The 21,180-nt window shown below is 72.3% G+C and carries 20 protein-coding genes; 10 read left to right on the top strand and 10 right to left on the bottom strand.

Annotated elements, in window-relative coordinates; all coding sequences use genetic code 11:
* Positions 1–85: 85 nt before the first annotated feature.
* The gene (locus tag H7I41_RS06770; protein ID WP_264011802.1) at positions 86–1,309 is read left to right on the top strand and encodes a serine/threonine-protein kinase; all 1,224 of its coding nucleotides are present in this window, start codon (positions 86–88) and stop codon (positions 1,307–1,309) included.
* Between the two features lie 3 nt (positions 1,310–1,312).
* Here the strand turns inward: H7I41_RS06770 and H7I41_RS06765 are convergent, their stop codons facing one another.
* Positions 1,313–3,241: a heavy metal translocating P-type ATPase gene (locus H7I41_RS06765; protein ID WP_264011801.1), complete on the bottom strand. Its 1,929-nt coding sequence runs from the start codon at positions 3,239–3,241 to the stop codon at positions 1,313–1,315.
* Positions 3,242–3,313: 72 nt separating this feature from the next.
* Here H7I41_RS06765 and H7I41_RS06760 point away from each other — a divergent pair, with 72 nt between their 5' ends.
* The 3 genes from H7I41_RS06760 (at position 3,314) to H7I41_RS06750 (ending at position 5,878) form a co-directional block, all read left to right on the top strand.
* A complete protein-coding gene (locus tag H7I41_RS06760) occupies positions 3,314–3,667 on the top strand; it encodes an ArsR/SmtB family transcription factor (RefSeq protein WP_264011800.1) in 354 nt (117 codons plus the stop codon).
* Positions 3,668–3,774: 107 nt separating this feature from the next.
* Positions 3,775–4,554 (top strand): enoyl-CoA hydratase/isomerase family protein, encoded by a 780-nt coding sequence (locus H7I41_RS06755; RefSeq protein ID WP_264011799.1) that lies wholly within the window; start codon positions 3,775–3,777, stop codon positions 4,552–4,554.
* A 25-nt stretch (positions 4,555–4,579) separates the two neighbouring features.
* The gene (locus tag H7I41_RS06750) at positions 4,580–5,878 is read left to right on the top strand and encodes an acyl-CoA dehydrogenase family protein (RefSeq protein WP_264011798.1); all 1,299 of its coding nucleotides are present in this window, start codon (positions 4,580–4,582) and stop codon (positions 5,876–5,878) included.
* Between the two features lie 3 nt (positions 5,879–5,881).
* On the opposite strand, the gene H7I41_RS06745 is transcribed toward H7I41_RS06750, so the two are convergent.
* Both H7I41_RS06745 and H7I41_RS06740 read right to left on the bottom strand, forming a co-directional pair.
* Positions 5,882–6,826: a phosphotransferase family protein gene (locus H7I41_RS06745; RefSeq protein WP_264011814.1), complete on the bottom strand. Its 945-nt coding sequence runs from the start codon at positions 6,824–6,826 to the stop codon at positions 5,882–5,884.
* A complete protein-coding gene (locus tag H7I41_RS06740; RefSeq protein ID WP_276008415.1) occupies positions 6,823–7,587 on the bottom strand; it encodes an SDR family NAD(P)-dependent oxidoreductase in 765 nt (254 codons plus the stop codon). The genes H7I41_RS06745 and H7I41_RS06740 overlap by 4 nt, the downstream gene beginning before the upstream one ends.
* A gap of 102 nt (positions 7,588–7,689) precedes the next feature.
* Here H7I41_RS06740 and H7I41_RS06735 point away from each other — a divergent pair, with 102 nt between their 5' ends.
* The 6 genes from H7I41_RS06735 to H7I41_RS06710 all read left to right on the top strand — a co-directional run bounded on the left by H7I41_RS06735 (position 7,690) and on the right by H7I41_RS06710 (position 15,448).
* Positions 7,690–8,523 (top strand): LLM class flavin-dependent oxidoreductase, encoded by an 834-nt coding sequence (locus H7I41_RS06735; RefSeq protein ID WP_264011796.1) that lies wholly within the window; start codon positions 7,690–7,692, stop codon positions 8,521–8,523.
* Between the two features lie 34 nt (positions 8,524–8,557).
* Positions 8,558–9,097, top strand: coding sequence for a hypothetical protein (locus H7I41_RS06730; RefSeq protein WP_264011795.1), 540 nt, complete (start codon positions 8,558–8,560; stop codon positions 9,095–9,097).
* Between the two features lie 139 nt (positions 9,098–9,236).
* Positions 9,237–10,667 carry a PepSY-associated TM helix domain-containing protein gene (locus H7I41_RS06725; protein WP_264011794.1) on the top strand — a complete coding sequence of 477 codons (1,431 nt, stop codon included), beginning with the start codon at positions 9,237–9,239 and terminating at the stop codon, positions 10,665–10,667.
* Positions 10,660–11,160 carry a copper chaperone PCu(A)C gene (locus H7I41_RS06720; RefSeq protein WP_264011793.1) on the top strand — a complete coding sequence of 167 codons (501 nt, stop codon included), beginning with the start codon at positions 10,660–10,662 and terminating at the stop codon, positions 11,158–11,160. Before H7I41_RS06725 ends, H7I41_RS06720 begins: the two co-directional genes overlap by 8 nt.
* Positions 11,153–12,361 carry a Dyp-type peroxidase gene (locus tag H7I41_RS06715; RefSeq protein WP_264011792.1) on the top strand — a complete coding sequence of 403 codons (1,209 nt, stop codon included), beginning with the start codon at positions 11,153–11,155 and terminating at the stop codon, positions 12,359–12,361. The genes H7I41_RS06720 and H7I41_RS06715 overlap by 8 nt, the downstream gene beginning before the upstream one ends.
* A gap of 96 nt (positions 12,362–12,457) precedes the next feature.
* Positions 12,458–15,448 carry an ATP-binding protein gene (locus H7I41_RS06710; protein ID WP_264011791.1) on the top strand — a complete coding sequence of 997 codons (2,991 nt, stop codon included), beginning with the start codon at positions 12,458–12,460 and terminating at the stop codon, positions 15,446–15,448.
* Between the two features lie 4 nt (positions 15,449–15,452).
* On the opposite strand, the gene H7I41_RS06705 is transcribed toward H7I41_RS06710, so the two are convergent.
* From H7I41_RS06705 to H7I41_RS06675, 7 genes are read right to left on the bottom strand one after another with little or no spacing between them, the layout of a single operon-like run.
* Positions 15,453–15,950, bottom strand: a complete 498-nt coding sequence (locus H7I41_RS06705) for a CAP domain-containing protein (RefSeq protein ID WP_264011790.1) — start codon at positions 15,948–15,950, stop codon at positions 15,453–15,455.
* Positions 15,941–16,276 carry a DUF732 domain-containing protein gene (locus H7I41_RS06700; RefSeq protein ID WP_308214589.1) on the bottom strand — a complete coding sequence of 112 codons (336 nt, stop codon included), beginning with the start codon at positions 16,274–16,276 and terminating at the stop codon, positions 15,941–15,943. The genes H7I41_RS06705 and H7I41_RS06700 overlap by 10 nt, the downstream gene beginning before the upstream one ends.
* A 2-nt stretch (positions 16,277–16,278) precedes the next feature.
* Entirely contained in the window at positions 16,279–16,842 is a 564-nt protein-coding gene (locus tag H7I41_RS06695; protein ID WP_264011789.1) for a hypothetical protein, read from the bottom strand.
* Positions 16,839–17,360: an Rv1363c family protein gene (locus tag H7I41_RS06690; RefSeq protein WP_264011788.1), complete on the bottom strand. Its 522-nt coding sequence runs from the start codon at positions 17,358–17,360 to the stop codon at positions 16,839–16,841. Before H7I41_RS06690 ends, H7I41_RS06695 begins: the two co-directional genes overlap by 4 nt.
* Entirely contained in the window at positions 17,327–18,784 is a 1,458-nt protein-coding gene (locus tag H7I41_RS06685) for an MCE family protein (protein WP_264011787.1), read from the bottom strand. The genes H7I41_RS06690 and H7I41_RS06685 overlap by 34 nt, the downstream gene beginning before the upstream one ends.
* On the bottom strand, positions 18,784–19,926 hold the full coding sequence (locus H7I41_RS06680; RefSeq protein WP_264011786.1) for an MCE family protein: 1,143 nt from the start codon (positions 19,924–19,926) through the stop codon (positions 18,784–18,786). The genes H7I41_RS06685 and H7I41_RS06680 overlap by 1 nt, the downstream gene beginning before the upstream one ends.
* A complete protein-coding gene (locus H7I41_RS06675) occupies positions 19,923–21,176 on the bottom strand; it encodes an MCE family protein (protein ID WP_264011812.1) in 1,254 nt (417 codons plus the stop codon). The genes H7I41_RS06680 and H7I41_RS06675 overlap by 4 nt, the downstream gene beginning before the upstream one ends.
* Positions 21,177–21,180: the final 4 nt, after the last annotated feature.

Genomic DNA, 21,180 nt, shown 5'->3' with positions numbered 1-21,180 from the left:
CGGGTAGGGCCACCGGCCCGAGGGATGGCACTGAAGATTCGTCCTCGCCGCTGAGAACGGCGCCGGCTGACGGGAGGACAACGCCATGGAGACGAACGGCCAGGAACTGCTCGGCGGACGCTACCGGGTCGGCGCGCTGCTGGGCTCCGGCGGGATGGCCGAGGTCCGCGACGGTTGGGACCTGCGCCTCGACCGCGCGGTGGCCATCAAGCTGATGCACCCCGCCCTCAAGGCGCAGGCCGATGTCCGCGGCCGCTTCGAACACGAGGCCAGGGCAGCGGCATCGCTGACGCACCCCAACATCGTTGCGGTACACGACTTCGGCGACCACGACGGAACGCCCTACATCGTGATGGAACGCCTCCCGGGGCGGACGCTGGGCGATCTCATCGCCGCGGGCCCGCTGCCTCCCCATCAGGTACACGCGCTCCTCGACGAGGTCCTCGCCGCCCTCGCGACCGCGCACGACGCGGGGATGCTGCACCGCGACATCAAACCGGGCAACATCCTGCTGGCCTCCGACGGCCGCAGCGTGAAGGTCGCCGACTTCGGGATCGCCAAGACCGCGGGCGCCGCGCTCACCGCGACCGGGCAGATCATCGGCACGATGGCCTACCTGAGTCCCGAGCGGGTGGGTGGGGCGCCGGCCTCTGTGGCCGACGATCTGTACGCGGTCGGTGTGATGGGTTACGAGGCGTTGCTGGGCAGGGCCGCCTTTCCCCAGGACACGCCCATCGCTCTGGCGCGCGCCATCATGGACGATCCCCCGCCGCCGTTGAGCGTGCTGCGGCCGGACCTCCACCCGGTGCTCGCGGGTGTCATCGACCGGGCGATGACCCGCGAACCCATGCAGCGCTTCGCCTCCGCCGACCAGATGCGGGCGGCGCTGGCCGGCGACCGCACGGCGCTGTTCGCCGGCCTCGCGCCCGCCGCGCCTCCCCCACGGCCGGCCACCATGGTGCTCGACCATCCGTTGCCCCCGACGGGATACCACCCGGCCGCGGCCCCACCGCCCGCACGGCCTACACCGCGGCGCCGCCTGACCGGGCGGACCCGAACGATCGCCGCTGCCGCGGCGGTGGTCACCGCGCTGGCCGTGGCGGCGCTGGCCCTGGCGATGGATCCGTTCTCGACCAACCCCACACCCCAGCCGATCAGCACCAGCACCACCGTCCCGCCCCCGAAGCCCTCGCCGACCACGCCCACCGTGGCTCCGGTGATCCAGGCGCCCGCGCCCGCGCCCGAGCCGAAGAAGCCGGGCAAGAAGGGCGAGGGCAACAAGAAGCCGGGAAACGGCAAGCGGGAGTAGGACTCAGCAGTTGGCCGCGCTGCGCCACGCCCTGTTCGACAGCAGCCGCAGCCCGTTCAGCGCGACCAGGATCGTCGACCCCTCGTGACCCGCGACGCCGAGCGGCAGCGGGAGGTGGCCGACGAGGTCCCAGGTCACCAGCGCGACGATGACCGTGGCCGCGACGACGAGGTTCGCCACGACGACCCGCCGCGCCCGTTTGGCCAGGCCGACGACGGCGGGGATGGCGCTGAGGTCGTCGCGGACGGTGACGGCGTCGGCGGTCTCGATGCTGAGGTCGGCGCCGCTGCGGCCCATGGCGATCGAGGTGTGCGCGGCGGCCATCGCCGGTGCGTCGTTGATCCCGTCGCCGACCAGCAGCACGCGCCGGCCGCCGGCCTGCAGCGCGCGTACCGCGTCGACCTTGTCGGCGGGCAGCAGTCCGGCGCGGACGTCGGCTATGCCTGCCGCGTCGGCGAGGTGCTCCGCGGCGGCGCGGTGGTCACCGGTCAGCACGACGGGATCGCCGTCGGTCAGGTCCCGGATCGACGCGACCGCACGCGCGGCGTCGGGGCGCATCCGGTCGGTGAGGCCGAGCACGCCGACCGCCCGGTCGTCGACGGTGAGCACCACGACGGTCGCGCCGGTGCGTTCGAGCTCGACCACGTGCGCGATGTCGCCGAACTCCGCGCCCGCCAGCACGGCGATCCGGCGTCCGTCGACCTCGGCGCTCACCCCGCGGCCCGGCAGCGCCCGGAAGCCGTGTGCCCGGGGAATGGTCAGACCGCGGCGGCGGGCCTCGGCGAAGATCGCCCGACCGATCGGATGCTCGCTGTACTGCTCTGCGGCCGCGGCGCACCGCAGCAGGTCGTCGGCGCCGCGGCCGTCCAGCGCCGTCACCTCGGTGAGCGTCGGTGTCCCGTGGGTCAGCGTCCCGGTCTTGTCGAACGCCACCACGGTGGTGTCGGCGAGCCGCTCCATCGCGACCGCCGATTTGACCAGCACGCCGTGCCTGCCCGCGTTGGCGATCGCCGAGAGCAGTGGCGGCATGGTGGCCAGCACGATCGCGCACGGCGACGCCACGATCATGAACGTCATCGCGCGCAGCAGGGTGGACTGCAGATCGGCGCCGGCCAGCAGCGGCACGGCGAACAACGCGGTGGTCGCGACCACCACCGCGACCGAGTAGCGCTGTTCGACCTTCTCGATGAACCGCTGGGTGTGCGCCTTGGTGGCCGAGGCCTCGGCGACCATCGCCACGATGCGGGCCACCACGGTCTGCGACGGTTCTCTGCTGACCCGGATCCGCAGTGCGCCCGGCCCGTTGAGGGTGCCCGCGTACACCTCGTCGCCGGGCGCCCTGGTGACCGGCATCGGCTCACCGGTGATCGACGCCTGGTCGACGTCGGACGCGCCCTCGGTCACCGTCCCGTCGGCCGAGATCCGCTCCCCCGGCCGGACCACGACCTCGTCGCCGACGGCGAGATCGGCCGCCGCCACCACCGTCTCGGTGCCGCCGTGACCGACGCGCACCGCGCGTTCGGGTGCCAGGTCGAGCAGGCTGCGCACCGAGTCCCTGGTGCGTCCGGTCGCGACGTCCTCCAGCGCCCCGGACGTGGCGAAGATGACGATCAGCAGGGCGCCGTCGAAGATCTGCCCGATGGCGGCAGCGCCGATCGCCGCGACGATCATCAGCAGGTCGACGTCGAGGCGCCGCTCCCGCAGCGCCTGCAGGCCCTGGAGCGCCGGGGCCCAACCGCCGGTGACGTAGCAGGCCAGGTAGAGCGTCCACCACACGGCGTCAGGCAGGCCGGCGAGCTGGGCGACCGCGCCGGCGGCGAACAGACCGAGCGCGACCGTTGCCCAGCGCACAGAGGCGACCGACCAGCAGGCGGCGCGCCAGCCGGCCGGTGGCTCGCTGCGGATGGGTGCGGCGGCTTCTGCAGTCGTCATCACGTCTAGATGTATACATGTACAGGTCTACATGTGTCATCTGTCCGGGTGGACCCGTGTTTCAATGAACGCATGGGTCATGGCGTGGAGGGCCGGTCGGCACCACCGGCCGCACTCGACGCGTCGTCGGCCGCCATGATCGCCGAGACGCTGCAGGCCCTGGCCTCCCCCAACCGGCTGCGCATTCTCACCCGGCTGCGCCAGTCGCCGTGCACGGTGACCGAGCTGTCCGCGGCCGTGGACATGGAGCAGCCGGCCGTGTCGCACCAGCTGCGGCTGCTGCGGGCGCTGGCCTTGGTGGCCGGCGACCGCAACGGCCGCAACATCGTCTACCGGCTCTACGACAACCACGTCGCCCAGTTGCTCGACGAGGCGGTCTACCACATCGAGCACCTCCGGCTCGGCGCGCGCGACACCACCGCCTGATCAGCCGTACTGAGTAACTCGTCGAGCGCACCCGGCACCACGCCGTTGCACCGCACGCCGCGCAGAGAATACGATTCTCCTTGACCGCGAATCCGTCTTCCCTCGGAGTGCTCATCACCACAACGCTCGCCCTCGACGTGCCCCGCCCGGGTGTGGCGCTGCTCCGGTTGAACCGGCCCGCGCGGCTGAACGCCGTCAACGGCGTGATGCGCGACGAACTGCTGCAGACGCTCGCCGCGCTCGCCACCGACACCACCGTGCACGCCGTCGTGCTGACGGGCAGCGGCCGCGGCTTCTGCTCCGGTATCGACGTCCGCGACTTCGGTCCGGGCACCGTCACCGCCGACGACCCGGCCATCGACCGGTTGCGCTTCCAGGAGTCGATGGCGGCGCTGCCGACCGCGGTGCGCGACCTCCCCCAGCCGGTGATCGCCGCGGTGAACGGCCCCTGCGTCGGCGCGGGCCTGGCACTGTGCCTGGCGTCCGACATCCGGATCGCCTCCACCACAGCGACATTCGGCAACGCCGCGATCCTGCTCGGGCTGTCCGGCGCCGAGATGGGGATGAGCTACCACCTGCCGCGCATCGTCGGCACAAGCGTCGCCGCCGACTGGATGCTGACCGGCCGCACCGTCACGGCCGAGGAAGCCGACCGCCGCGGCCTGATCAGCCAGCTCGTCGAACCCGACGCACTGCTCGACCGTGCGCTCGACCTCGGCGCGGCCGTCGCAGGCCTGTCGCCGCTTGGCGTGCAGCTGACCAAGCGCGCACTGCACGTCAACACCGATGCCGGTGATCTGCACGCGGCGCTCGAACTCGAGAACCGCAACCAGGTGCTCACCCACGCCACCGACGACGCGGCGGCACGCAGACAGAAGTGGTCGTAACCACAGTTCGACGGAAGGACATCGCGTGGCATGGGATTTCTGCGCCGACCCGGAGTGGGCTGCCGAGCTCGAGTGGGTCGAGGACTTCGTGCGGTCGGAGTGCGAACCGATCGACTACGTCGTCAAGGAGTCGCACGACCTCAACGACCCGGTGCGCCAGGCGCTGATCCCACCGCTGCAGCAGATCGTCAAGGAGCGCGGGCTGTGGGCCACCCACCTCGGACCGCACCTCGGCGGGCCGGGCCACGGCCAGGTCAAGCTCGCGCTGCTCAACGAGATCCTCGGCCGCTCGGAGTGCGCGCCCATCGTCTTCGGTTCGCAGGCACCCGATTCCGGCAACAGCGAGATCCTGGCGCACTACGGCACGCCGGAGCTCAAGGCGCGCTATCTCGAACCGCTGCTCGACAACCGCATCATCTCCTGCTTCTCGATGACCGAGCCGCAGGGCGGCGCCGACCCGAAGGTGTTCACCACCACCGCGATCGAGGACGGCGACCACTGGGTGATCAACGGCGAGAAGTGGTATTCGTCGTTCGCGTCGATGGCGTCCTTCATCATCGTCATGGCGATGACGGACCCGGATGCCCCGCCGTATCAGCGCTATTCGATGTTCGTCGTGCCGGGTGACACGCCGGGCATCAACGTGCTGCGCGACGTCGGCCTCGGGTACCAGCCGCTGGGCGGCGGCGGCCGGGAAGGCTACGTGCGGTACGAGAACGTCCGGGTGCCCGCCGATCACATGCTGGGTCCACGGGGCGGTGCGTTCGTGGTCGCCCAGACCCGGCTCGGCGGCGGCCGCATCCATCACGCGATGCGCACCGTCGGGCTGGTGCGGCGCATCTTCGACATGATCACCGAACGCGCGGTGTCGCGGCACACCCAGGGCGAAGTGCTGGCGAACAAGCAGATGGTGCAGGAGATGATCGCCGATTCGTGGATGGAGATCGAGGCCTACCGCCTGCTGACGCTGCAGACCGCCTGGAAGATCGACAAGTACAACGACTACAAGGCGGTGCGGGCCGACATCTCGGCGGTCAAGGCGATGATGCAGAAGGTGCTGCACGACGTGTCGGCGCGGGCGCTGCAGATCCACGGGTCGCTGGGCACCTCGCACGAGATGCCGTTCGTGCAGTACATGACCGAGTCGTTCGTGCTGGGGCTGGCCGACGGGCCCACCGAGGTGCACAAGGTGACGCTGGCGCGGCAGCTGCTGCGCGACGTCCAGCCCTCGCCCGACGTGTTCCCGTCCGAGCACCTGCTCCGGCGGCGCGACGCCGCCGAGGCCAAGTTCGCCGACCGGCTCGCCGGAGTCCCCCGCGGCTGACCGTCACGCCAGCAGCGTCCGCGCCCGTGCCAGCAGTCCCGGCAGTACCGGTGCCATCGCCTCGAGCTCCGGTCGCGGCGTGGTGCGCCTGCGATTGTGCTTGACGATGAGGCCCCACGTCGCCGCCGACTTGAAGCAGGCGAGCGCCATGAACCACGAGGCGTCGGCCACCGCGCCGTATCGCTCGAGCAGCTCGTCGCGCGACGGCACCGCGCCGACGTGAGGTGACGGCCGGGAGTAGGTGGCCGGGTCGGCGTTGACCAGGAACCAGCCCAGATCGATGCGCGGATCGCCGACCGACCAGATCTCCCAGTCGATCACCCCGGTCACCGAACCGTCGACGGCAAGCAGATTGCCCAGCCGGAAGTCGCCGTGCACGATGCCCGGACCCATCGGTGCGGGCACCCCGGAGCGCAGTGCCTCCGCCGTGTCCGGCCAGTCCGGCGCCAGTGACCGGTCCACCGTCTGCAGCGTCGCACACCAGCGGTCGATCTCCGCCGCGGCGCCGACCACCGGTTCACCGTCGGCCCCGAGATCCGCGGGCGCCAGCCGGTGCAGCGACGCCAGCACCCGGGCCGCATCCCGGAACCGTTGCGCCACAATATCGTCCGCCGTCCCACCGGGCGCGTCGAAGAGCGGTTCGAAGCTCTCACCGGCCAGGCGGCTCATCACGAACAGCGGCGGCACCTCGGGCGGATCGCCCGCGTCCTCCAGCAGCACCTCGGGCACCGGCACGGCGGTCGGAGCGAGCGCCCTGATGATGCCGGCCTGCCGGAGCACGTCGCGGTGGGCGGTCGGCGGCACGCCCGGCGGCGCCACCTTGACCACCACGCGGCGGCCGTCGAGGTCACCGGCGAACGTGAGGCTGGACGCACCGCCCGCCAGCGGCCGCAGACCGGAGACGCCGCGCGGGGCCAGCCGGTCGGCGAGCCCGTGGGGCAGGGTCAGGACAGTGCCCCGATCTCCCGCAGGAACGGCTGGGTGCGGGCGATCCGGCCGGTCAGCGTGGCGGGGTCACCGGTGCACAGCGCCAGTGCGGTCTCGGTGATCAGCGAGATGTCCTCGGTGTCCACCTTGGCCAGGTCCAGCGCCCCGGCGCCCTCGGTGGCGACGGGGTTGGTGGGGGCGGCGGCGTTGACGGCGATGCCGTCGGCGTGCAGTTCGGCGGCCAGGCTCATGGTCAGCCGGTTCAGCGCCGCCTTCGCGGTGCCGTAGATCCCGAACCCCGCGCTGCGGTCGAACTCCGAGAACGGCGGCCCGTCGGGCAGGTCACCGCCGACCGACGTCAGGTTGAGCACCCAGCCGCGGCCGCGCTCACGCATGGCGGGGATGGCCAGCTGGGTCAGGTGCAGCGGGGCGAACAGGTGCATCTCCATCATCAGCCGCACCCGCCGCTCGGGGAACGTGTCGAGCGGGCGGAGGAACGTCACCGCTGCGTTGTTCACCAGGATGTCCGGCGCGCCGACGCGGTCGACGACCTCGGCGAACATCCGCTCGCGGTCCTCGGGGTCCGACAGGTCGGCGGCGACCGCGATCGCCGATCCGCCTGCGGTGGTGATCTTCTCGAGCGTCTCGACCAGCGAGCCGGAGTACTTGGGGTCCGGTTCGGCCGTGCGGGCGGTGAGCGCGACCACGGCGCCCTCGGCGGCCAGCCGCTGGGCGATCGCGCTGCCGAGGCCCCTGCTGCTGCCGGTCACCAACGCGACCATGCCGGCACAACGTCCCGCCACCGCGCCCACCTCCCGATCCGAGAACGCCTTATCCAGTTACGAGAATGACGTTACCCTCGGGGCGGTCGAGAAGGAGCGAACATGCCGGAATGGTGGCTGTACCTACCGCAGAGCAGGCAGGGCATCGACGACATCGTCATGCGGGCCCGGGTCGCCGAGGCGAGCGGCTTCACCGGCATCGCGATGCTCGACCACCTCGAGACCCCGATGGCGCCCGACAGCCCGATCTGGGAGGCGATGATCACCGCGACCTGGGTGGCGGCCCGCACCGAGCGCCTGCGGGTCGGGCACCTGGTGCTGTGCGACCCGTTCCGGCACGCGGCGACGCTGGCCAAGGAGGCGGTCACGTTGGCCGAGGCCTCCGGCGGCCGGTTCGAGCTCGGCCTGGGCTCCGGGTCGATGCCCGACGAGTTGGCGCGGTTCGGGTTCGGCACCGCCACCGGACGCGAGCGGGTGGCCGCGCTGGCGCAGACGCTGGCCGACCTGAAGCGGTACTGGGCCGGGGACCAGCAGCCCGTCCCGAGCGCCCCGATCCCGCTGCTGCTCGGCGGCGTCGGGCCACGGATGCTCGGCCTGGTCCGTGAGCACGCGGACTGGTGGAACCTGCCCGCCGGCTACGTGCACCGGCTGCCGGAACTGCTGCCGCAGATCGGCGCCGCGCGCGCGTCGGTGCAGCAGATGGTCGGCTTCGTCGGCCGCGACGCCGACCGGGACGCCGTCATCGAGAAGAGCCGGCGGCGCTGGGGGCACCTGGGCTCCGGGCTGGTGTGCGGCGACGCCGCTGAACTCACCGACCACTTCGGCACGCTGGCCGAGCAGGGCGCGCAGCGCTTCTACGTGTGGTTCGCCGACTTCGCCGCGCCGGACACGGTCCGTGAGTTCGGCGAGACGGTCCTGGCCGCGCACCACTACTAGGTGTTGTAGTAGTGGTGGCGGTAACGTTCGGCGGGTGAGCACACCGGTCTCCCGAGCGCGCTGGATGCGCGGCGGGCTGGTCGGTGTCTGCTCCACCGTCGTCACCGCAGGCGCGCACGCCGCCGCGGGCGGCGGACTGCCGAGGGGCTCCGCACTGGTCGTCGCCGCGCTGGTCTGCCTCACCGTCGGCGGCGCGATCGGCGGCGTGCACCTCACCGGGCGCCGCGCCCGCCCTGCAGCGGTGATCGCCGCGCTGGCCGTCGCCCAGCTGCTCGGCCACCTGGTGATGGCCGGCGGCCACCACCACGCCGGCGGGCTCGGCCTCACCCCGGCCATGCTCACGGCCCACCTGGCAGCCGCGGTGGTGCTCGGCATCGCGATCTCCGCGGTCGAATACGCCTACGTGGTCGCCACTTCGGTGCTGCGCTGGTTGCGCCTGTTCGCCACGGCCGCCACCGGCCCCGTCCCGACGGTGCGCCGCTGGGCGACCAATGTCGTTGTGGTGCAGCCGGTCCTGCCGCCTTCGGGGCTCGGCATGCGGGCGCCGCCCGCGGGTCTCCTGCCGGCCGCCTGACGGCCACCATTCGCCTTCGTCGCCGCCGTCGCATTGACGCGGCGTCTTCCCGTACCTGCTGACCGCCGCACGAGCGGCATCACGTCGGCGGCGCCAGTCCGCGTGCCGCGCCGCCCCAGCCAGAAGGCTCACACCTGTCATGACCACCACTCCCGAGGACGACGTCCACAACCCACCCGCCCCACCATCTACGCCGGCCAGGCAGCGGTTGCGTGGCCTGCGCCCGCTGCTGCTGCGCCTGCACTTCTACGCAGGCGTGTTCGTCGGCCCGTTCATCCTGATCGCCGCCGTCACCGGCCTGCTCTACGCGCTCATCCCCCAGATCGACACGATGGTGCACCGCCACGAGCTGACCGTCGCGCAGGTCGGCGACCAACGCCTGCCGCTGTCCGACCAGCTCGCCGCCGCGCGCGCCGCGCATCCGGAGGGCACCGTCGCGAGCATCCGGCCGCCGGCCGCCCCGGACGAGACCACGTGGGTGCGGCTCGCCGTCGACGACGTACCGCCCGACTATGCGCGCACCGTGTTCGTCGACCCCTACTCCGGCGAGGTGCGCGGTGCGCTGACCACCTACGGCCAGTGGTTGCCGACGCGCGCGTGGTTCGACGAACTGCACCGCAACCTGCACCTCGACGCCGTCGGACGCAACTACAGCGAGCTCGCGGCGAGCTGGCTGTGGGTGATCTCGCTGGCCGGGCTGGCGCTGTGGGTCCTGCACCGCCGCGACACCCGCAAGCTGCGCCGGCTGGCCACGCCGGACCGCGACAAGAAGGACCGCCGCCGGACCATGTCCTGGCACGGCGCCGTCGGGGTGTGGGTGGTGGTCGCGCTGCTCGGCCTGTCGATCACCGGCATCACCTGGTCGCGCTACGGCGGCGAGTCGGTCGACCTCATCCAGGACAGGCTGAACTCCTCGGCGCCCGCCGTCGACACCGCGCTGACCGCCGCACCTGGCCCGGACACCACCGCCGGGAACCACCACCACGGCGCCCATGGCGGCGCGACGGCCACCGACAGCAGCGGCGCCGACGTGGTGTTGCGTGCCGCCGAGCAGGCCGGGCTGCAGGGCCCGATGTGGCTGTCGCCGCCCGCCGAAGCCGGTGAGGCGTGGCAGGCCGCGGAGAACAAGCGGGACTGGCCGACGCGGGCCGACGCGATCGCCGTCGACCCGGGCAGCGGCGCCGTCGTCGACCGGGTGAACCAGGCCGACTGGCCGTTCCTGGCAAAGCTCAAGGACTGGGCCATCGACGCGCACATGGGCGTGCTGTTCGGTCTGGCCAACCAGATCGCGCTCGCCCTGGTGGCCGTCGGACTGATCACCGTCATCGTGCGGGGCTACCTGATGTGGTGGCAGCGCAGGCCCACCCGCGGTTCGGCGTGGGCGGCGGGCCGGCCGCCGTTGCGCGGGACGCTGCGGAATCTGCCGCCCGCCGCGACCACCGCACTCGTCGTCGCGGCGGTCGCGGTCGGCTGGTTCCTGCCGCTGTTCGGGCTCAGCCTCGCCGCCTTTTTGGTCGCCGATCTCCTGGTCGGTGCGGTCAAGCGACGCAAGGCGGCCGCCGATGCGTAGGGCACTGGCCTGCGGCGTGGTGGCGGGCCTGCTGCTGAGTGGGTGCACGTCGCAGGACGGCCACCACGACGAGTCGATGGCGGCCACGGTCACATTCACCGAGCAGTGGGTGAGCGCGTCCGACACCGGGATGGTCGGGGTGTTCGGCAACCTCACCAACACCGGCCATCACGACGCCCGCATCGTCGGCGGCGAGTCGCCCGCCGCCGGCCGGGTGGAGGTGCACGAGGTGGTGGCCGACGGCGACGGAAAGTCGATGCGGCCGAAAGCCGGTGGCATCGCCGTGCCCGCGGGCGGCAGCCACCAACTGGCCCCGGGCGGTGACCATCTGATGCTGATGGACCTCAGGGAGCCGATGCAGCCCGGCGTCGACGTCGCGCTGACCGTGTTCTTCGACGACGGCTCCGCGCTGCCGGTCACCGCGCAGGTGCGCGACTTCCCCGGCGCCGACGAGGAGTACCACCCGGCGGCATCGCCACACCACCATGACTGAGCGGTTCGCGGTCAACCGGCGGCACCTCCTCACCGGGGGTGCCGCCGCGCTGGCCGCCGGTGCCGCGCTCACCCAGTGCAGCGCCGCTCAGTCTGCCACCCCGGCAACGGGATTCGGAAGCTCAGTGGAGCCGTTCTTCGGGCCCCACCAGGCCGGTGTCAGCACCGCCCCGCAGGCGCACGCGCTGTTCCTGGCACTCGACCTGCGCAGCGACGGGTCGCGCAGCGCCCGCGACGCCCTGGCCGCCGTGCTGCGGCTGTGGACAGCCGACGCCGCCCGGCTCACCCAGGGCCGGCCCGCGCTGGCCGACACCGAACCCGAACTGGCGCAGCGCCCGGCCCGGCTCACCGTCACCGTCGGACTCGGGCCCACCGCGTTCGACCGCACCGGCCTGGCCGGGATGCGGCCACCGACGGCCGCCGAACCGCCGGCCTTCCGCACCGACTGGCTGGACCCCCGATTCTGCGGTGGCGATCTGCTGCTGCAGATCTGCGCCGACGACCCCGTCGCCGTCTCGCACGCCAGCCGGGTGCTGTTGAAGAACGTGCGGACCATGACGACCCAGCGGTGGCGGCAGCGCGGGTTCCGCAACGCCCACGGCGCCGACCCCTCGGGCGCGACGATGCGCAACCTGATGGGCCAACTCGACGGCACCGCGAACCTGCACGACGACGCGGCGTTCGACCGGTTGGTGTGGGACGACGGCGAGGCGCGCCGCTGGTTTGCCGGCGGCACCGTCCTGGTGCTGCGCCGGGTGCGCGCCGAGATGGACACCTGGGACGAGCTGGACCGCGCCAGCAAGGAACTGGTGGTGGGCAGGCGGCTCGACACCGGCGCCCCGCTGACCGGCGAACACGAGACCGACGAGCCCGACCTCGCCGCGACGGCGGGCGGCATCCCGGTGATCCCGCCGAACAGCCACGTCGCGCTTGCCCGCCACCGGAACGACGGGGAACAGTTCCTGCGCCGGCCCTACAACTACGACGACCCGCCCGCGGCCGGCCGCACCACCGACAGCGGGCTGCTGTTCGCCGCCTACCAGCGCGATCCGGCGACCCAGTTCGTGCCGGTGCAGCGGCGTCTCGCCGAGGCGGATGCCCTCAACGAGTGGACCACCACCGTCGGATCGGCCACCTTCGCCGTGCTGCCGGGTGTCGCCGAGGGCGAATACCTGGGGCAGGAGTTGCTCGAGAGTCGGTGACGGCCGGTCCCACAACGCCACCCGATCCGTGGCCGGGGGTGAGAAACTCAGCGCTGGAGCAAACCGCTCCGCCAGGTGTGTGCGAACGGAGCCGGTGTGCAGTACTCACTGCTGGGTCCGCTGTCGGTGACGGCCGACGGCGGCCGCATCGAGCTCGGCGGACTGCGCCAGCGGGCGGTGCTCGCGGTGCTGCTGGTCTCCGCCGACGCGCTGGTCGACATCGACGTGCTGATCGACAAGGTGTGGGACGGCGATCCACCGCAGAAGCCGGTGAGCTCTCTGCGCGCCTATGTCGCGAACCTGCGCCGGGCGCTCGGCGACGGCAGAGCGCCCGAACGCCTGGTCACCGAGGGACACGGCTACCGGCTGCGACTGGGCGACGACACCCTCGACTGCCACTCCTTCGAGGCCGACACCGACCGCGGCCGCCGCCTGCTCGCCGACGGCGACCCCGCGGCGGCGCTGCCGCACCTGTCCCGGGCGCTCGGCCTCTGGCGCGGCGAGCCGCTCAGCGACTTTCGTGACCTGTCCTTCGCGGTCGACGAGGTGCACCGGCTGGAGGTGGTGCGCCTGGACTGTGTCGAGGCGGTGTTCGACGCACGACTGATGCTCGGGCGGGATGCCGGTCTGGTCGCCGACATCAGCGCCGAGGTCACCGGTCATCCACTGCGGGAACGGCTCTGGGGCCAGCTCATGCTCGCCCTCCACCGGGCAGGCAGGCGGGGTGACGCGCTGCGCGCCTACGACCGGATGCGCACGGTGTTCGACCGCGAACTCGGTGTCGCGCCGGGTGCTGCCGTCGAGCGGCTCGCACACGACATCCGTTCGGAGGCGGCCCATCTCACTCCCGGTCCGGCGACGTCGACCCGCAGGGCCGCCGTCCGGTCGCGGAAGCGCCCGCTGGTGGGGCGCGGGCACGACGTGCGCCGGCTGGGCGACGAGCTGGCCGCGGCGGCCGACGGGCACGGCAGCGCCACGCTGATCGTCGGCGAGAGCGGCATCGGCAAGACCGCTCTGGCCGCCGAGATCGCCCGCACTGCGGAGAGTTCGGGGGCGGCGACGATCTGGATCGGGCACCGGGCGGCGGCCGACCTGTCGCCGTCATGGACGTGGAACCAGGTGCTGCGCGAGCTCGCCGGACGCACCGGCGCCCCGGTCCATCAGGCCGCGCCGCCCGCCGACGGCGACCGCCGGATGGCCGAGGCGATGGCCGCCGCCGTCGCCGCCCTGGTGCGGGAGCCGACCGTCGTGGTCCTCGACGACGTCCACCTCGCCGACCCGCTGAGCCGCGACACGCTCGCGGTACTCACCGGCGCACTCCCCCGGCTACCGCTGCTGGTGCTCGCCACGTGGCAGCACGGCGACCCCGCACGACCGGGCCTCGAGCTGTCGCGGCTGCTCGCCGGGGCCGACCTTCGCTCGGTGTGGCTGCACGGCCTCGACGCCGAACGCACCGCCGAGCTCGTCGAGCATCTGAGCGGCGTTGCGCCCACCGGCGCGGTGGCCGACCAGCTGGTCGCGCGGACCGGCGGAAACCCGTTGTACCTCACCGAACTCACCCGGCTGCTGATGGAGCGCCGCCAGCTCGACGGGGTGACCGCGGCGCTGTCCGACGACGGCGTCCCGCCCGCCGTCACCGGCGTCATCGCAGGCCGGATGGCCGCGCTGCCACCGGACACCGCGAGCGCACTGAGCGCCGCGGCGGTGCTCGGCCTCGAGGTGTCGTCGACCCGCGTCGGCGCGGTGCTCGGCGTCGCGCCGGACGTCGTGGAGGACCGGCTGGCGGCGGCGGTCAGCGCCGGTGTGGTGGTGCCGGAGCAGCCCGGCCGCTACCGCTTCAGCCACGGCATCGTCCGGGACGCCGTCATCGGCCGCCTCGACCCCGGCGACCGCAGCCGGCTGCACGCCGACATCTCCCGGGTGCTGCTCACCGACGCAGGCGCACTCGACGAGGACGCCGTCGCGGGAGCCGACCACGCCTGGCGGGCGGGGGTCCGGCTGGACGCTGAAGCCGCGCTGACACTGCTGGCGCGGGCCGCCACCACGGCATGGAGCCGGTCGGCCTACCGGGAGGTGGCCGAGCTGAGCCGGCGCGGCCTTCAGGTGTGCGGGCGGCTGCCCGACGGTCCGGACCGGCTGCGGCAGGAGGCCGACCTGTGGCTGCAGCTGGCGTCGGCCGAGGCGGTGGTGACGGGTCAGACCTCGGCCGAGGTGTCCGCGGCGTTGCGGCGGTCCCACGAGATCGGTTCGCAGATCGGGCATGTGGCCGTCGAGCGGGCGCTGCGCTGCCTGGAGGCCTGCGGGGCGGGCCGGTACCGCGAGGGCGCGGTGATGGCCGACGGGCTGATCGAGCTGTTCTCCGACACCGGTGACGCGGTCGCCGGATCGGCCGGGTACTACCTGCGGGGTCTGACCGATTTCGCGGCGGGCGACGTCGACGGCTGCCTCGACCGCATCGAGACGCTGCTACACGAACTGCCGGCGGTGGACTGGCGCCGCCACGGTCACATGGCGACCTTCGACGTCCGCGGCTACGGCGTCGCGGCGTGGGCGCACGCACTGCGCGGTGAACCGGAGCGGGCACGAGCACTCGTGGCGACCGGGCTCGAACTCGCCGAGGGCCGCAACGACACCTTCGGGGCGGCGATCCTGCTCACCTCGCAGCTGCAGGTCGACGCGATCCGCGGCAGCCACGCCTGGCTCGCCGAGCAGGCCGAGTCGACGGTCGAGCGGCTCACCGGGTGGGGCTTCGATCAGCTGGCGGGGACGGCGCGGATCATCGGCGGCTGGGCCCGTGCGCTGGGGCCTGCCGGCGAGGACACCGCCGAGGAGATGCGCGACGCGATCGCCACCCACTCCCGTGACGGGACACGCATCTTCCTACCGCTGTACTACGCGCTGCTGGCCGACGTGCAGGCCGCGCGCGGCGACGTCTCCGGCGGTCGGGCGACGCTGAACCGGGCCGAACTCACCGCGTTCGCCACCGGTGAGCGGGTGTGGGACGCCCAACTGTCCGGACGCCTCGCCGCGCTGCGGCAGCGTCGCGACCACGGCCGCGCCGACGACGCCGGGCGGATCGCCGAGTAGCGCGTCACTCGGGCTGCGGGGCGCCGTACACGGCGACGACGACGGTGCGGTCGAGGCTGTGCGCCGACCGGACACCGATCGAGGTGAACGCGCAGTCGCGCATGACGGCGAGACGGCCGGCATCCGCATGCCACAGCCGGATCAGCTCCAGGTCACTGATGGCCAGCGCGGGGTGCACCGCCACCGTCTCGGCGACCCGGCCGGGGTAGCCGGCGGCGTGCGCGCGCTGCAGCGGTGTGGATCCGTCGGATCCGATGTCGCCGGTGAGGGTGCGGTGGGTCAGCAGATCGGCGGCGTGCCACTGCGCTGCCCGTTCCAGCGCGGGATCGACGAAGATCCGGGGGTCGCATCCGGCTTGGCGCCGCACCACCGTCAGGTTCGTCACGACGCCGTCGTCGACCCGCGGGTCGGCGACGGCCTGCGGCACGCCGATCGTCACTACCGTTGCGGCACAGGTCGTGACGGCGAGGGCACGCGACAGCAGCCTCGCCCTCACGGCCACGGTCCGGTGCCTGCGGCGGATCGCCGCAACGCCCAGATCTGCGCCGGGCACAACTCGTTGACCGCCTGGGAGATGAGGTAGCCGGCGTGGAAGTGGTCGTTGGTCGAGTAGTCGCGCTGGATCGCCGCGACGAGGTCCGGGTAACCGACGCCCGCCTCGACGCGGCCACAGATGCCGTACCCGTACGCCAGCGCCTGCTGCGCGTCGGCGAAGTGGTAGCCCGGCCGCACGGTGACGTTGACGAGGTACGCCGTCGCATCGCCGGTCGCCGGGGCTGCGGTCAGCACCGCGGTGGCGACCAGCGTCGCCGCGATCACCCACCGCACGGCTAGATCGGCTCGAACTCGGAGATCAGCCACCGGTCGCCGACCTTGTCGAGCGTCACCCGCACACTCGAGGTGGTGTCGGTGGGCGGGTCGTCGGCGACCGTCACCTTCTGGTTCACGAACACGACGACCACCGCCCGGTCTGCCGTGGCCGAGACAGGGGCTGCCGCAACCACTTCGGCGGCGGCAGCGATGTTCTGCTGCACCGCACCGGGGATCACGACGTCGCGGATCAGTGACCGGTAGGACTCCCGGAACGCCCCCGTCAGGCGGCTTTCGGCGGCCATCAGCTCGCTCTCGGCGGTGGCGGCGCGGTAGGACAGCATCGCCACCGTGGAGTCGGACGCCGCGCTGACCGCCTCCTGCCGCGCGTGCTCGGCCGCGCGGTTCGTCGAGTCGATCCACTTCAGATAGCCGCCGCCGACGGCGAGCAACAGTGCGACGACGGGCAGCACCACGACGAGGATTACCCCGCGCCAGCGGCGTCCGGACGGCTGAATGTTTTCTGCCTCAGCCGCTTCGGCGTCGTTGACGGCGGGTGCGGCTTCTTCGATGTCACAGCTCATGGGACGAACTCCACATCGGCGACCTTCGGGCCGTCGTCGGTGTCCTTCACGTCGAGGCGCATCCGCCAGTTCCTCGGCTCCGCGGGCCCGCCGTCGCGGGTCGTCGTGTTGACCGCCACGGTGACCAGAATCCGCGCGGCACCGCCCTCCTGCGCCTCGACGGCCGATTCGGTGACCGATCCCTGAGAGTCGGACTGGACCTGTTTCACGATGTCGATGAAGGCCGGCGAGCGCTGCTCGAAGTCGGCGCGGAAGTCGCCGGTCGCCGCGTCGAGCACGCGCCGCACGTCGGCTTCCACCTGCTGGTGCCGGATCGTCGTCAAACTCACCGCGCCCTCCCTGGCCGCCGCGAGGAGCGACTCGCGATGCTGGGCGTGCCGGTGGTCTTCGACGACGCGGTAGCCGAGCCAGCCGGTCACCGCCGTCAGCGCCACCACGGTCAGGACGATCGGTAGCGCCGCCGGTTGCGGGCGCACCTTCTGCGTCACCGCGTCGGCGGGGTCAGCATCGACTGCCATGTCTTCTCCTTCGCATCCTCGGCGAGATCCGTGCGGGTGTGCAGCCGGCCGTCCGGCCCCACGTAAGTGCCTGTTGCGGTGTCGTACCCGGCGACCGGCGGGACCGGGGCGGGTGGCGCGGCGGGGGCCGGCGGGCCGGCGTCCTCACCCGGAGGCAGCTGCGGGACGGCCTGGCCGGACGACGTCGCGTTCGGGTCGCCCTTCCAGTTGAAGCCGTCGTTGAGCGGCACGTAGTCCTCGTCGCTCTCGCACAGCTTGACCGTGGGCGCCCGTTTCCCCGGGACGGTGGCGCAGGGGATGTTGCGGGCCCCGCGGACACTGAACGGAGAATCCTGCGGCACGCGGCAGTACAGGTCCCCCCTCGGCCGGTCCGGGTAGTCCTGCAGGCTGGGCACCCGTTGCTGCTGCGCCGGAAGGAATCCCGTGGTGCACTGCGGCGGCACGTTGAAGTTCAGGTTGAAGTTCAGGTACGGCGCGCCGGTGGCCGGCGCGGGCACATCCTTGTTCGGCACGATTCCGGCCTGGGCGATCGACAGCGTCTGGGGCAGCAGCACCAGCAGCTGTTCGATGTTCGCGTGGTAGTCCAGCGCGACCTGGCCGACGCTGACCATGTTGGACAGGATCAGCGGGATCGTCGGGCGGAACCGGTCGAGGAGTTGCTGCAGGTTCGCCGTCGCCGCGGCGCCGTTGGGCAGCAGCTGCTGGAGCGCGTCATCGCGGTCCCTGACCTGGTCGAGGACGGTGGCGGTGTGCGCGGCCCATGCGCTGATCTCGGACGCGGTGGCGGTCTGGGTGTCCAGCACGGGCGCGGACCGGTCGACGAGGAGGGTGAGCGCGTCGAGATTCGCCCGGGCGTCGGTGGACAGCCGGATCACGCCGTCGGTGATCCGCGACAGCTGCGGTCCCAGTCCGCCTATGCCGTGGGCGGTCTCGTTGATCGCGGTCTCGAGGTCGTCGCGGGGGATGGCCTGCAGTCCGCGGTTGGTGTCGTCGAGCAGCGTGTTGATGGGGACCGGGACGCTGGTGCGGTCGCTGGTCACGGTGTCCCCGTCGGCCAGCGCCGGTGAGTCCGCGCCGTCGGGGATCAACGCGACGTACTGCTCGCCGGCGGCGGAGACGCTGTGCACCTCGGCGCGGCTGCTCGCGGGCACCGGGACGGCGCGGTCGAGGGACAGCGTCGCCTCGACGCCGGCGTCGGTGAGGTCGAGCGACTCGACGCGGCCCACCTGTGTCCCGCGGTAGGTCACGTTGGCGTTCGGGTAGAGGCCACCGGACTCGGGCAGCTGCACGGTCACCGTGTACTGGCCGATGCCGAGGAACCGGCTGGGCAGCTGCATGTAGCCGACGATCATCACGGTGGCGGCGGTGAGCGACACCACGCCGAACACGACGAGCTGGACGATGATCTTGCGGGACAGCACCATCAGGGGCCCTGGTCGGTGCGGTACGGCGCGATGAGCGGATTGCCGTGGGTGTACGGGCTGGGCTTCTGGCCGATGGTCCGGCCCCACTGCATCTCGAGCTCGGTGAGCGCGCCCTCGAACCGGGTGCCGGTGAACAGCGCCGAGTCGAGGCGGCTGAGCGTCAGGTCGACGATGAACGTGCTGTTCGCGTAGTCGCCGCGCATCCAGTTCTCGAGGGTGTCCTTGGGCCACGGGAAGGTGAGGAGCACGCCGAGGGCACGGGTCAGCGCGGGTCCGGTGTCGCCGAGTGAGGTGAGTACCGGGCCGAGCGCGTGGAGTTCGGCCACCAGCGCCGTCTTGGTCTGATCGACCGAATCCGCTGCCAGCGCGCTGAACTCGCCGAGCCGCTCGAGCACATCGGTGAGTTGACCGCTGCGATCGGCGAGCAGCCGCAGCGCCTCCGGGATGGTGGCCAGCGCGCGGTCGACCACCGGCTTGCCTGCCGCGAACTGCGCCACCAGTCGGTTCAGGCTCTCCGACGCCGCGACGATGTCGTCGGCCTGGCGGTCGAGGGTCGCGACGAAGCGGTCGATCTGTCCCAGGAAGTCGCGCACGTCCTGTTCCCGCCCCGACAGTGCGCCGGTGAACGCGGTGGTGATCTCCTGCAGCTGGCCGAGACCGCCGCCGTTGAGCAGCAGGGAGAGCGTGCCGAGCGTCTGTTCGGTGGTGGGGTAGCTGCCCGTCGCGCCGATGGGGATGAGTGAGCCGTCCCGGAGTCTGCCCTGCGGCGGAGCGTCGACCGGCGGACCGAGCTCGACGTGCAATGAGCCGAGCAGACTGGTCTGGCCGATTTTGGCGGTGGCGTTCGCGGGGAGGTCCACCGACCCGTCGAGGCGCATCGTGATCAGCGCGTGCCAGCCCTGGCGCTGGATGTCGACGACGTTGCCCACCGTGACGTCGCCGAGCCGGACCCGCGAATTGCGTTGCAGATTGGTCACATCGGGCAGCTGGGCCGTCACCTGGTACGCGCCGGGTCCGCCGCCACCCGTGCCGGGCAGCGGCAGCGAGTTGACCCCCCGCCATCCGCAGCCGCCGGCGAGGACGGCGACGACAAGCAGGATCGACGACACGGCCGCCGGCCGGCCGCTGCGACGCGGCGTCATGAGCCGCCGCCCGGTGGTGTCATCATCCCGGGCAGCCCCGCCTGCGGGTCGGTGGGCACCGGTGCCTCCGCGGGATACGGCGCACCGTGCGGGACTGGTGCCTGCTCCCCGGGTGGCGGGGCGGCAGGCGGGCCGGCGCCCGGACGCAACCGGTCGTCGCTGTAGGTGATCTCGTTGGGCCGCGCGGTGCCGCCCACGAAGGGGTTGAGCCCGATCGGCAGGAAGTTGTACTGGCGGTTCTTGATGATGGGCGCCAGGTACTGCACGCAGAGCTTGGCCGACTGCTCGGCGCCCATCCGCGACGCGGCCTGCACTGCGCCACAGAGGAATCCGACGGTGTTGGAGAAGTTGTTGAGCGCCAGCGCGGCGCTGATGCCGCCCTGGGCCGGTTGGTAGACGTTGGCGAAATTGGCCGCGGTGTTGGGTGAGATGTGCAGCGTCTGCTCGACGTCGTCGAGGCTGTCGACGATCGCGGTGGACACCGACGCCAGGCGGTCGGCGGTGACGCCGAGCGCCTCGCGGTTCCCGCCGACGAAGTCGCGCACGTCGGCGGCCGCGGTGTTGAGGTCGGCCAGCGCGCGGCCCACCTCGTCGGGGTCGTCGGCGAGCAGCGCGGTCACCGAGGCGAGATTGCGGTTGAGTTGCATCAGCAGTTCCGCACTCGAGCTCAGGCCGTCGACGAGCGCGGACAGCGAACGCACGGAGGAGAACACGTCGCCGCTGTGGTCGCCGAGCACGGACACCGCTGCGGAGAGCTCGAGGACGGTGTCGCGGATGGTGGGTCCCTCCCCGCGCACGTTGTCGGCGAGGGTGGTGACGAACTGTCCCAGCGTGCTGACGCCGCCGGGTTCGGTGGGCTGCAGCGTCGCGGTGAGCTCGGCCAGCTGCTCGCGGATGTCGTCCCACTCGACGGGCACGGCGGTGCGTGCCTGCGGGATCACGGCGTGGTCCGGTAGCGCGGCGCCCCCGGTGTAGGCCGGGGTCAGCTGGATCGCCCTTGCGGTGACGAGGGTCGGGGACAGGATCACCGCCTTGGCGTCCGCAGGCACCGGGTGACTGCCGTCGAACCAGAAGCTGACCCGCACCCGTTGCGGCTCTGCGTCGATCGCGGTGACCTCCCCGACGGGGATGCCGAGGATCCGGATCTCGTCGCCGACGTACAGGCCGTTGGTGTTCGCGAAATAGGCGGTCACGCGGACTTTCGCGGCGCCTGACAGCGGAACGACCAGCAGGCCGGCCGCCACGAGCATCACG

Origin of the sequence: [Mycobacterium] manitobense (assembly GCF_025821665.1) — a bacterium.
Classification (GTDB): domain Bacteria; phylum Actinomycetota; class Actinomycetes; order Mycobacteriales; family Mycobacteriaceae; genus Mycobacterium; species Mycobacterium arseniciresistens.
The sequence above is the reverse complement of the archived record's forward strand: the minus strand, read 5'-3'. Positions and strand labels throughout refer to the sequence as shown.